The sequence below is a fragment of the Serinicoccus sp. CUA-874 genome (assembly GCF_001942225.1).
GTDB lineage: Bacteria > Actinomycetota > Actinomycetes > Actinomycetales > Dermatophilaceae > Ornithinicoccus > Ornithinicoccus marinus.
Window position 1 is genome coordinate 43,258 of the sequence record NZ_MKJZ01000007.1, and the last position, 9,851, is coordinate 53,108.

General features: G+C 73.6%; 11 protein-coding genes and 1 pseudogene. 7 read left to right on the forward strand and 5 right to left on the reverse strand.

The features are described 5' to 3' along the window. Nucleotides 1-24 precede the first annotated feature (24 nt). Genes hemL through BJF80_RS02990 form a run of 7 tightly spaced genes read left to right on the forward strand, consistent with a single transcriptional unit; the run spans nucleotide 25 to nucleotide 6,418 of the window. Nucleotides 25-1,347 (forward strand): glutamate-1-semialdehyde 2,1-aminomutase, encoded by a 1,323-nt coding sequence (gene hemL / locus BJF80_RS02960; RefSeq protein ID WP_075811200.1) that lies wholly within the window; start codon nucleotides 25-27, stop codon nucleotides 1,345-1,347. A gap of 44 nt (nucleotides 1,348-1,391) precedes the next feature. Next, complete coding sequence (locus BJF80_RS02965; RefSeq protein ID WP_083673414.1) at nucleotides 1,392-2,102, forward strand: histidine phosphatase family protein; 711 nt, start codon at nucleotides 1,392-1,394, stop codon at nucleotides 2,100-2,102. Beyond that, a complete protein-coding gene (locus BJF80_RS02970; protein ID WP_075811202.1) occupies nucleotides 2,099-2,722 on the forward strand; it encodes a TlpA family protein disulfide reductase in 624 nt (207 codons plus the stop codon). Before BJF80_RS02965 ends, BJF80_RS02970 begins: the two co-directional genes overlap by 4 nt. Beyond that, entirely contained in the window at nucleotides 2,719-3,498 is a 780-nt protein-coding gene (locus BJF80_RS02975) for a cytochrome c biogenesis CcdA family protein (protein ID WP_075811204.1), read from the forward strand. The genes BJF80_RS02970 and BJF80_RS02975 overlap by 4 nt, the downstream gene beginning before the upstream one ends. Next, nucleotides 3,499-5,175, forward strand: a complete 1,677-nt coding sequence (gene resB, locus BJF80_RS02980) for a cytochrome c biogenesis protein ResB (RefSeq protein WP_075811206.1) — start codon at nucleotides 3,499-3,501, stop codon at nucleotides 5,173-5,175. Beyond that, complete coding sequence (ccsB, locus tag BJF80_RS02985; RefSeq protein ID WP_075811208.1) at nucleotides 5,172-6,173, forward strand: c-type cytochrome biogenesis protein CcsB; 1,002 nt, start codon at nucleotides 5,172-5,174, stop codon at nucleotides 6,171-6,173. The genes resB and ccsB overlap by 4 nt, the downstream gene beginning before the upstream one ends. Beyond that, nucleotides 6,170-6,418 (forward strand): DUF4229 domain-containing protein, encoded by a 249-nt coding sequence (locus tag BJF80_RS02990; RefSeq protein ID WP_075811210.1) that lies wholly within the window; start codon nucleotides 6,170-6,172, stop codon nucleotides 6,416-6,418. The genes ccsB and BJF80_RS02990 overlap by 4 nt, the downstream gene beginning before the upstream one ends. Before the next feature lie 37 nt (nucleotides 6,419-6,455). On the opposite strand, the gene BJF80_RS02995 is transcribed toward BJF80_RS02990, so the two are convergent. From BJF80_RS02995 to BJF80_RS03015, 5 genes and pseudogenes are all read right to left on the reverse strand, one after another. Beyond that, on the reverse strand, nucleotides 6,456-7,328 hold the full coding sequence (locus BJF80_RS02995; RefSeq protein WP_075811212.1) for a 1,4-dihydroxy-2-naphthoate polyprenyltransferase: 873 nt from the start codon (nucleotides 7,326-7,328) through the stop codon (nucleotides 6,456-6,458). 13 nt (nucleotides 7,329-7,341) lie between these two features. After that, nucleotides 7,342-7,611, reverse strand: coding sequence for a PLDc N-terminal domain-containing protein (locus BJF80_RS03000; RefSeq protein ID WP_321166142.1), 270 nt, complete (start codon nucleotides 7,609-7,611; stop codon nucleotides 7,342-7,344). A 12-nt stretch (nucleotides 7,612-7,623) separates the two neighbouring features. Beyond that, nucleotides 7,624-7,878, reverse strand: coding sequence for a hypothetical protein (locus BJF80_RS19605; protein WP_075811214.1), 255 nt, complete (start codon nucleotides 7,876-7,878; stop codon nucleotides 7,624-7,626). Between the two features lie 353 nt (nucleotides 7,879-8,231). Next, a pseudogene (locus tag BJF80_RS19610) lies at nucleotides 8,232-8,774 on the reverse strand (AMP-binding protein); the annotation flags it as partial. Then, on the reverse strand, nucleotides 8,771-9,379 hold the full coding sequence (locus BJF80_RS03015; protein ID WP_075811216.1) for a hypothetical protein: 609 nt from the start codon (nucleotides 9,377-9,379) through the stop codon (nucleotides 8,771-8,773). The gene BJF80_RS03015 and the pseudogene BJF80_RS19610, both read right to left, overlap by 4 nt. Nucleotides 9,380-9,851 lie beyond the last annotated feature (472 nt).

Sequence of the window (9,851 nt, forward strand, 5' to 3'; positions counted from 1 at the left end):
GAGCCCCGCACCTACGCTGGTGGCATGAGCACCCAGGCACCGGCATACCCCGACGACGCACCCGCCTCGGCGCAGCTGCTGGCGCGGGCGCAGCAGGTCATCCCCGGCGGCGTGAACTCCCCGGTGCGGGCCTTCCGGTCGGTGGGCGGCACACCCCGGTTCATGGAGCGGGCGCAGGGGCCGTGGCTGTGGGACGCGGACGGACGGCGCTACCTCGACCTGGTCTGCTCCTGGGGCCCGATGATCCTGGGGCACGCCCACCCCGAGGTGCGGGAGGCCGCGCTCGAGGCGGCGCAGGGCAGCTTCTCCTTCGGTATGCCTACCGCCCGCGAGATCGCGCTCGCCGAGGAGATCGTGGCCCGCGTGGCACCGGTCGAGCAGGTGCGGCTGGTGAGCTCGGGCACCGAGGCGACCATGAGCGCGATCCGGCTGGCCCGCGGCGCCACCGGGCGGTCGGTCGTCGTGAAGTTCGCCGGCTGCTACCACGGCCACGTCGACGCGCTGCTCGCCGCCGCGGGGTCCGGCGTGGCGACCTTCGGGCTGCCGGACAGCCCCGGGGTGCCCGCCAGCGCAGCCTCCGAGACGATCGTGCTGCCCTACAACGACGTCGCCGCGCTGGAGGCGGCCTTCGCCGAGCGGGGTGAGGAGATCGCCGCGGTCATCACCGAGGCCGCCGCCGGCAACATGGGCGTGGTCCCGCCGGACCCGGGCTTCACCGAGGCGCTGCGCCGGGTGACCCGCGAGCACGGCGCGCTGCTGGTCAGCGACGAGGTGATGACCGGCTTCCGGTGCTCGCGCGGCGGCTGGCTCGGGCTGGAGGGCGTCCCCGAGGGCGGTGCCCCGGACCTCTTCACCTTCGGCAAGGTCATGGGTGGCGGTTTCCCCGCGGCGGCCTTCGGTGGCCGCGCCGACCTCATGGCCCAGCTCGCCCCGGAGGGGCCGGTCTACCAGGCGGGCACCCTGTCGGGGAACCCAGTGGCCGCAGCGGCTGGGCTGGCGACGCTGCGGCGGTGCACCGACGAGGTCTACCAGCGGCTCGACGAGGTGAGCGAGACGCTCGCCGGCGCGGTCACCGACGCCTTCACGCGCCACGGCATACCCCACCGCATCCAGTGGGCGGGCTCGATGTTCAGCGTGTTCTTCCGGGAGGGCGCGGTCCGCTCCTACGACGACGCGAAGGACCAGGACGCCGAGCGCTTCGGCCGGTTCTTCCACGCGATGCTGCGGCGCGGCGTCCATCTGCCGCCGAGCTGCTTCGAGGCGTGGTTCGTCTCCGCGGCGCACGACGACGAGGCGGTCGAGCACGCGGTGAGAGCGATCGAGGAGAGCGCCGCCGAGGTCGGCTGAGCCGTCTCAGGGGGCGCTCAGCGGTCCGTGGGATACTGGGGGCTATGCCAGGAGCCGACGGACTGCCCCCCGAGGAGGGCACGCCGCGTGCCCTCTACGACGGCACCCCGGTCACGCTGGTGCACGTCGTGCGGCACGGCGAGGTGCACAACCCGCAGCGCGTCCTCTACGGTCGGCTGCCGGGGTACCACCTCTCCGACCTCGGCCAGGAGATGGCGCGGGCCACCGCCGAGCACCTCGCCGGCCGGGACGTCACGCACGTCGTCAGCTCGCCGCTGGAGCGGGCGCGGGAGACCGCCGCGCCGATCGCCACCGCGCACGGGCTGGAGGTCGCCACCGACCCGCTGCTCATCGAGAGCGGCAACGTCTTCGAGGGCGAGACCATCGACCGGCGCATGCTCGCCGACCCCCGCCACTGGGGGGCCTACGTCAACCCCTTCCGGCCCTCGTGGGGCGAGCCCTACGTCGACATCGCCGACCGGATGCGCCGCGCCCTCGACGCGGCGCGGGAGCAGGCGGCGGGTCGCGAGGCGGTGATGGTCAGCCACCAGCTGCCGATCTGGACGCTGCGGCGGGCGCTGGAGGGGCGGCGGCTGTGGCACCACCCGCGTCGCCGCGAGTGCAGCCTGGCCTCGGTGACCACCGTCCTCTTCCACGGACCGCTACCGGTGCGGGTGATGTATGCCGAGCCCGCCGCGCACCTGCTGGCGGGCGCCGTGGACGTCACCGGCGGGGCGAGCGAGGTGGCGCCGTGAGGCGGGCCGTCCGGGGTGCCGGTGTCGCCGCGGCCCTGGCGTTGGCGCTGGCCGGCTGCAGCGGTGAGGAAGGCACGAGCATCACCGAGCAGATGCGCCAGGGCGACCAGAAGGGCTACGTCGCCGGGGACGGCACGCTGGAGCAGCTCGGCCCTGACGAGCGCGAAGAGCCCGTGGACCTGGCGGGGACGACCCTCGAGGACGAGCAGTGGAGCGTCGAGCAGCAGCGGGGCAAGGTCGTCGTGGTCAACGTGTGGGGCTCCTGGTGCGGCCCGTGCGTGGCGGAGGTCCCGGACCTCGTCGAGGTCGCGACAGCCTTCGACGAGGCGGGTGAGCCGGTGGAGTTCATCGGGCTCAACTCGCGCGACACCGTGCCCAACGCCCTGGCCTTCCAGCGGAAGTACGACGTCCCCTACCCGTCCCTGCAGGACGACGGCGGCCGCACCCGGGCCCAGCTCGGCAGCCTGGCCGTGGCTACCCCGACCACCCTCGTGCTGGACGGCGAGGGGCGCCTCGCGGCGCGGGTGAGCGGCGAGGTCGACGCCTCCACCCTCACCGGCATGGTCGAGGACGTCCTGGCCGACGGCACGGTGGCGGACGGCGAGGGAGCCGGCGGGTGAGCGAGCTGGTCCTCACCGGTCCGCTCCTGCTGGCCGTGGGTGTCGCCGCGCTGGCGGGCGTTGTCTCCTTCGCCTCGCCGTGCGTGCTCCCCCTGGTGCCGGGCTTCCTCGGCTATCTCGGGGGAATGACGCCCGGTCGGCCCGCGGTCGCCGGTGGAGCGGTCGGCCGTGGCGGGACGGACGCGAGCGCGGGCCGCGGGCGGCTGGTGCTCGGCGCGGTGCTCTTCGTGCTCGGCTTCACGGCCGTCTTCCTGCTCATGAGCGTGGCGATCTCCGGGCTCGGGCTGCTGCTCGTCGAGCACCAGGGTCTGCTGCTCCGCGTCGCCGGGGCCGTGGTGATCCTGCTCGGGCTGGTGATGATCTTCCAGCCCGGTGCCGCCTGGCAGGTGCGCTGGCGCCCGGCCGCGGGCCTCGCCGGGGCACCCCTGCTGGGGGTCGCCTTCGGGCTGGGCTTCACCGCCTGCACCGGCCCGGCGCTCGCCGCGATCCAGACGCTCGGCACCTCGATCCTGCCCGGCGACGGACAGCTCGGGCGCGCAGTGGTGCTGGGCACGGCATACAGCCTCGGCCTGGGGCTGCCCTTCGTTCTCGTCGCCGCCGGGCTGGGCTGGGTGAGCCGCGCCTCCCGCTGGCTGCGTGACCACCACCGCGTCGTCCAGCGGACCGGCGGGACGCTGTTGGTGCTGCTCGGCCTGCTCATGGTGACCGGGGTGTGGGCCGGGCTGACCGCCTGGGTCCAGGCGCACCTCGTCAGCGGCTTCGAGACGGTGCTCTAGATGACGACCGACCAGCGGCAGCGGATCGAGCCGACCTATCCCAAGGACCGGACGGCGCTGGGAGGCCCGCGCCTGGGCCCGCTCGGGTGGGCGAGGTGGGTGTGGCGCCAGCTCACGAGCATGCGCACCGCCCTCGTGCTGCTCCTCCTCCTCGCCGTCGCGGCGGTGCCCGGCTCGGTCTTCCCGCAGCGCGGGGTCGACCCGGTGCGGGTGCGGCAGTACTTCGAGGACTCCCCGACCCGCGCGCAGTGGCTCGACCGGCTCGGGATGTTCGAGGTCTACTCCTCGCCGTGGTTCGCCTCGATCTACCTGCTGCTCATGATCAGCCTCATCGGGTGCGTGCTGCCCCGGATGCGCCAGCACGCGCGGTCGCTGCGGGCGCAGCCGCCACGAGCACCGGCCCGGCTGGGCCGGCTGCCGGTGCACCGGGAGGTGGCGCTGCAGGCCGACCCGGAGACGGTCCTGGCCGCGGCCCGGGCGACCCTGGCGCGCCGACGGTTCCGGCTGCGGCGCGAGGACGACGGTGCGGTGACGGTCTCCGCGGAGAAGGGCTACCTCAAGGAGGCCGGCAACCTGCTCTTCCACATCGCGCTGCTCGGGGTCATCGTCGCGGTCGCGGTGGGGCATCTCTTCGGCTGGCGCGGGGAGATCATCATCAAGGAGGGCGAGTCGTGGACGTCGGGGGCCGGCACCTACGACACCCTCACCCTCGGCCCGCTCGTGGACCAGAGCGACGTCCCGGCCTTCACGGTCCGGCTCGACGACCTCCAGGTGGAGTTCGAGAGCGAGGCGGAGGGGGCGCAGTTCGGCCAGCCCCGCGTCTTCGAGGGGGTCGCCACGATCGAGCAGGACGGGGAGCAACCGCGGCAGCGCGGCTTCGGCGTCAACGACCCGCTCTCGGTCGACGGCACCTCGATGTTCCTCCTCGGCAACGGGTATGCCCCCGTCGTCACCGTCCGCGACCCCGCCGGGGACATCCTCTTCTCCGACGCCGTCACCTTCCTGCCGCAGGACAACACCTACGGCTCGGACGGCGTGATCAAGGTGCCGGCGGCCGACCCCGGGCTGGGCTTCGCCGGCGGCTTCCTGCCGACCATCGACATCAGCGAGCAGGGCATGACCTCCTCCTTCCCCGGCCTCGTGGACCCGGCGCTGGTCCTCACGGCCTACGAGGGCGACCTCTTCCCCGAGGGACGCTCGCAGTCGGTCTTCGCCATCGACACCGAGTCGATGGACCAGCTCACCACCGTGGACGAGGAGAGCGGCGAGGAGCAGCCGTTGCGGCTGCTGCTGCGCCCGGGGGAGACCTACGACCTTCCCGACGGCACGACGCTCGCCTTCGAGGACGTCATCCGCTGGGGTGGCATGCTCGTGCGGCACGACCCCGGCCGGCTGCCCGCCCTGGTCTTCGCCGGCGCCGCGCTGGTCGGGCTCGTCCTCATGCTGGGCGTGCGGCGACGGCGCGTCTTCGTGCGGGTGGACCCCGGGCCACCTCCCGGCGACGACTACGACGGGACGTCGCGGCATACTGGAGTGAGCATCGCTGCCCTGCCGAAGGGCACCGACCCCGGGCTCGAGGACCTCGTGGAGGAGCTCCTGGAGCAGATCACGACGGCCGCCGGCGCCCGGGTGCCGGACCGACCGACCACCGTGGGTGGACGAGAGGACGAGGAATGACGAACGACAGCCTGGCGCAGGCCAGCGACCTCGCGATCTGGGGCGCGGTGGTGGTGCTGGTCCCGGCGATGCTGGCCTTCCTGGTGCACCTGGCCGCCTCGGGCGCGGCGGTGCAGCGACGGGCGGAGCGGCGCGAGCCGGTGGCCGTCGGTGCCGGTAGAGCTGACCCCGCGGGCGTCGGCCCGGCCGGGGCCGCACCTGTCGACGGAGCCGCCGACGGGCCGTCGGGCACCGACCGCGGCAGCAGCTCGCGCCGCTGGGGCGTCATCGGGCTGCAGCTGACCCTTCTCGCGACCTTCCTCACCGTCGCCGGCACGGTGCTGCGCGGGGTGTCCGTGGGCCGGGCGCCGCTGGGCAACATGTACGAGTTCGCGCTCGTCACCGCCAGCTTCGCGCTGGTCATCTACTCCGGGTGGAGCCTGCGCAAGGACCGGCTCTGGCTGGGCGCCTTCGTCACCCTGCCGGTGCTGGTCATCCTCGGCGCGGCCAAGGTGGCGTGGTACACCGAGGCCTCCCAGCTCATGCCGGCGCTCAACAGCATCTGGCTGATCATCCACGTGACCATCGCCATCCTGGCCACCGCACTGTTCACGATCGGGGCGGCGCTCGCGGTGGCCTACCTGCTGCGCGACCGCGCCGAGACCGGGGGACGCGTGCGCGGATGGATCGCGGCGCTGCCCGAGGCGGGGCGGCTGGAGCGGATCACCTACGGCATCCACATCGTGGCCTTCCCGCTGTGGACCTTCACGCTCATCGCCGGCGCCATCTGGGCCGAGCAGGCCTGGGGACGCTACTGGGGCTGGGACCCCAAGGAGGTGTGGACCTTCATCATCTGGGTGGTCTACGCCGCCTACCTGCATGCCCGCGCCACGAGCAGCTGGAGCACCCGCCGGGCCACGTGGGTGGCGCTGCTCGGCTTCGGCTGCGTGATCTTCAACTACGTCGGCGTCAACCTGCTCATGACCGGCCTGCACTCCTACTCCGGGGTGGCGACGTGATCGCGGCGCGCTACTCAGTGATGCGTGTGCTGATCTTCGTCGGCTTCTTCGCGTTCTTCCGGCTGCTGCGGCTCGAGGTCATCTGGGCGGCCGTCGCGGCGGCGCTGGTCTCGATGGTCGTGTCCTACTTCCTGCTGGCGCCGGACCGGCAGCGGCTCGCGGCCGGCCTGGAGCGCCGGGTCGGTGACCGCGTCGCGCGGCGCCAGGCCAAGGTCGACGCCGAGCGGGTCGACGAGGAGGACTGAGCGGCGCCCGGGGGGCTGGCGGGCGGGGAGTCGCCCCTCAGGAGAGCGCGAGACCCAGGGCGAGGGCGATGGCATACCCGAGCTGGAGCAGACCGGTCTGCACGAGGGCCGGCAGCAGGGCGGGGCCGTAGGCGTCGCTGGTGACCAGCCGGGTGGGGCGCCAGGCGAGCGGTGCCGCGAGCAGCCCCAGCAGCGCCCAGGGGTGCGCGATCGCCGCCAGCCCGACCGCGAGGAAGGCACCGACGACGAGCCCGAGGTAGAGCCGTCGCGTGCGGCGGAAGCCCATCCGCACCGCGAGCGTGCGCTTGCCCGCGGCCCGGTCGCCCTCCAGGTCCCGCAGGTTGTTGGTGACGAGGATCGCGCTGGCGAGGAAGCCGCAGCCGAGCGCCCCGCCGAGCGCCCCGAGGTCGAGCGTCTGGGCCTGGGTCCACGTGGTGCCGAGCACGGCGACGAGGCCGAAGAAGACGAAGACCATGACCTCGCCCCAGCCGCGGTAGCCGTAGGGGTTGTCGCCGCCGGTGTAGTGCCACGCCGCCCACAGGCAGGCCAGCCCCAACGCGAGCAGCAGCCAGGCGCCGGACAGCGCGACCAGGGCGAAGCCGGCCAGGCCCGCGCCGAAGAAGGCGGCGAAGGCGGCGGTCCGGACGTTGGCCGGCTCCGCGAGCCGCTGCCCGACGAGCCGGACCGGCCCGACCCGCTCCTCGTCGGTGCCGCGGATGCCGTCGGAGTAGTCGTTGGCGTAGTTGACGCCGACCTGGAAGCCGAGGGCCACGCAGAGGGCGAGCACGGCATACCCCAGGTCGGCGCTGCCGAGGGCGTGCGCCGCGGCCGTGCCGACGAGCACGGGAGCGACGGCGGCGGGGAGCGTGCGCGGTCGCGCCCCCTCGATCCACTGGGCGAGGGATGCCATGTGGGTATGCCCCTTAGAGGTCTCGCAGGAAGTCGGGGTCGTCGTCCGGTCCCAGCGGGCCGCGCCCCGGGCCGCCCTGGCCGCGACGCCCGCCGAGCAGGATGTCGAGGATGCTGCGAGGACGGCCCGCCACGAGCCAGGCGATCCCGCCGGCGACCGGGAAGATCAGGCAGATGATCACCCAGAACGGCTTGGGCAGACCGCGCACCTGGTGCTCGTCGGTCTGGACCGCGTCGACGACGCAGAAGACGGTGAACGCCAGCAGCGCCACAGCGAGGGCCACGCGGAGCACGTCTCAGCCGTCCTTCCTGGTCACGATGGGTGAAGATCCCATTCTGCCACCGTCGGTGAGCAGCCGCCGTGCCGCCGCGCGGTCCGGCTTGCCGGTCGCGAGCAGCGGGATCTCCCCGACGACCGCGATCTGCTGCGGCAGGGCGTGCGGGGGGAGGTGACCCCGCTCCCGCAGCGCCTGCCGCAGCGGCTCTGTCGCGGTCGTGACCTCCGACCGGACTCCCCGTGCGTCCCGCGCCAGGGCCACCAGAGCGGCCACGCGCTCGCCCCACTCCTCGTCGGGCAGCCCGAGGACGAGGCGTCCAGCACCTGCGGCAGCGCCCGCAGCGCGGTCTCGACGTCGCGCGGCTCGACCTTGTGCCCCCCGGTGACGACGACATCGTCGACGCGGCCGAGGACGGTGAGGCGCCCGTTCCGGTATGCCCCGCGGTCGTCGGTCACGAACGACCGCCCGGTCGCGTCGGAGACGAAACGCTCCTGCGTGAGCACCGGGTCCTCGGGGTAGCCGTCGGCCAGGATCGGGCCGCCCAGCCGGATCCGGCCCTCGCCGTCCACGGCGACCTCGACCCCCGGCAGCGGCGTCCCGTCGTAGACGCAGCCGCCGCAGGTCTCGGACATGCCGTAGGTGGTCACCACCCGGACACCGGCGTCACGGGCGGCGTCGAGCAGCCCGGGATCGCTTGCGGCCCCCCCGACCAGCACGGCGTCCAGCTGCCGGAGAACCCGAGCCCCTCGCTCCGCGGCGAGCGCGCGGCGCAGCTGGGTGGGGACGAGCGAGGCATACCGGCGCGTCGACGGTTCCATGCGGGCGACGGCCTCGGCGAGCGCGTCGGCGGTGAAGCGCGCGGCCGGGTCGAGCTCGACCGGCTCGGTGCCCGCCAGGGCGGAGCGGGCGAGGACCTGCAGACCGGCGACGTGCGCGGTGGGCAGCGCGAGCAACCACTGCCCGTGCCCACCGAGGACCTGCGCGGTCGCCTCGCCGGACGCCCGGAGCGCCTCCGCACCCAGCCGGACCCGCTTGGGCGAGCCGCTGGACCCGGAGGTCTCGACGACCACCGCGTCCGGCCCACCGGGGCCGAGCAGGTCCCGCAGTGGTTCACCGAGCGCGGACCAGTCGGCTCTTGCGGCGATCGTCAGGGCCGGGCGGTCCGTCACGGTGTCGCGAGGAAGCGGTCCACGTCGACGAACCAGTCGCCGTCGATCTTGACCAGGGTGATGGTCGACCCGCCCATCGACTCGGCGAAGAGCTCGCTGTAGTTGTCCTCGTCGATGACGGCGGTGTCGCCGTCGACCGCGGCACCGGTGATCTGCATCGCCTCGAGGATGCCGCGGCCCTCCTCGCCCAGCCCCTGCGCCTCGACGGCCGCCGACATCGTCTCGGGCAGCTGCGCCTCGCACAGCTCGAGATCCTCCGGGGCGTCCCGCATCGGCACCGTGGGATCGCTGAAGGAGAGCATCAGGTCGCAGGTGGCCGGGTCGGCGTCCACCAGCCCGAGCAGGAACTCCTTGGCCCGGTCCGCAGCCGCCTGGCCGTCCTCCCCGCCCTCGGCGCCGTCCGAGGGGATCTCGCTGGTCACCGCGGCGTCGTCCGGGGCGGCGCTGGCCGCGGCATCGTCCCCGCCGCTGGTCACTGCGGCGTCGTCACCGCCGGCGGGTGCCTGCGAGGCGTCCGCGGTGGGCTCGATCACCTCGGGCCCGGAGTCGCAGGCTGCCAGCAGCAGGGCGGGCACCGCCAGCAGGGGTGTGAGTGGGCGTCGCATCGCGGTGTCCTCCCTGGTCGCAGCAGTGACGGGCGCGCTCAGTCTCTCACGCGCGCACGCTGCGCACCGGGCAGACGGACGCGGGGCGGCGGTCGGCCCAGACCTGGGAGGGCATGGGTGGTGGGCTCAGAAGTACCAGGGGAATGCTGATACCCGGATATTCCCTGTTGGCATAGTTGGTCAGTGCCGATTCTTGCGATCTGACCAGCGCCTATGCGAGTTGAGTCCCCCATAGTGGTGTAGCGCGGTAGCCGAGGTCGTCGTCTCCGGCGTGTGCGTCAGGCGAGGACGCGGCCACCGCGTGATCCTTCGAGTGAACCTCTCACAGCACCCTCGAACGGAGTCACACGATGACCGCTCCTCACATTGTCGACCCTGCCGGCCTGCTCGGTGAAGCCCTGGCGGAAGCATCCCCGGATCTGATGCGCACGCTGTTGCAGTCGATCATCAACAGTCTGCTGTCCGCGGACGC